The sequence below is a fragment of the Nostoc sp. UIC 10607 genome (genome assembly GCF_047228265.1).
Lineage (GTDB): Bacteria > Cyanobacteriota > Cyanobacteriia > Cyanobacteriales > Nostocaceae > Nostoc > Nostoc foliaceum_A.
In genome coordinates, this window is record NZ_JBIQNW010000205.1 from 1 (window position 1) to 962 (window position 962).

The 962-nt window shown below is 44.7% G+C and carries 3 protein-coding genes; all 3 read left to right on the forward strand.

Annotated elements, in window-relative coordinates; translation table 11 throughout:
• The first annotated feature begins 61 nt into the window (after positions 1 to 61).
• Positions 62 to 517, forward strand: coding sequence for a hypothetical protein (locus ACEYW6_RS36395; RefSeq protein WP_412983637.1), 456 nt, complete (start codon positions 62 to 64; stop codon positions 515 to 517).
• Between the two features lie 3 nt (positions 518 to 520).
• Positions 521 to 754: a hypothetical protein gene (locus ACEYW6_RS36400; protein WP_190944304.1), complete on the forward strand. Its 234-nt coding sequence runs from the start codon at positions 521 to 523 to the stop codon at positions 752 to 754.
• Positions 751 to 962 (forward strand): hypothetical protein (locus tag ACEYW6_RS36405; RefSeq protein WP_412983638.1); only part of this gene is annotated, 212 nt, incomplete at its 3' end. The genes ACEYW6_RS36400 and ACEYW6_RS36405, both read left to right, overlap by 4 nt.

Sequence of the window (962 nt, forward strand, 5' to 3'; positions counted from 1 at the left end):
CCACTAATGTATAAAATATCCTTTCCTAAATTTTACTCATCTCAATAATTTTTTTGCACTTGTGAGAAATCCGGGTGGTGCAGTGATTGACCGTCACCTGATTGAGGGTGGATGCGGTGAACTGCACACCATGATTGCAGAAGCTCTCGACAAGCGAAACGACAGAGTAAGTCTGCTATCCAAGGATGTGAAACACTCGCCCAGTCTCGTTAACCAGGGGATTATCGAAGGCACTTTCACTTATGGAGGCAACCACCTTACTGGTAAGAAATTTGAAACAGAGTACAGCCAATGCCTAGATGAGTGGTGGAGTACCAGGATTGAGAAATTCGCCAACTTTGTGACTGCTGGTAATTACCTTGATAGAGCGAAATACCTTGTCGCCTGGGGTGGCGGTGTTTCCTTGCCAGTGGTGGATCAAAACTTAGCCGATTTAGGCTTTGTGATTTTGAACAATCCCCAATTCATCAATGCCTTGGGGTTGAAGCTATTAACTCAAATATCTCTAGGAGCCTAATCAATGAATTACGAATCTCGGCGTATAACCATCTCCTACCTAGCAGTAATTGAATTGTGCAAGATGTTTGATTTACCTCAAGACGCGCCAACACAAGCACTTTCAGCAGGTGTAGAGAAGCTGATTTTTCAACACGGTAATGTGCAACCATCGCCCAAAGTTGAAACAGCGCAATCTACACAGCCCAATAAATCAGCATTGACAGCAATGGTCACTAATTTCAAAGGGGCAGCATGACCAAATCCAGATTTAGAAACACGGTTTTAGGCATTGGAGCAACAGCAGCAGCGTTAGCCCTTGGCTATTTCGGAGTGCAGCAGCTTGGCAGAAACACACTGTTTCCTATCGCCGCAGCCGTGGGGGGTGCTGCTGACAAGTGTAGGTTTTTTACAGTTAGGAGGAGTTATAACAGTAAAATTCATCAACAGGGGTACGAGGAAAAGAA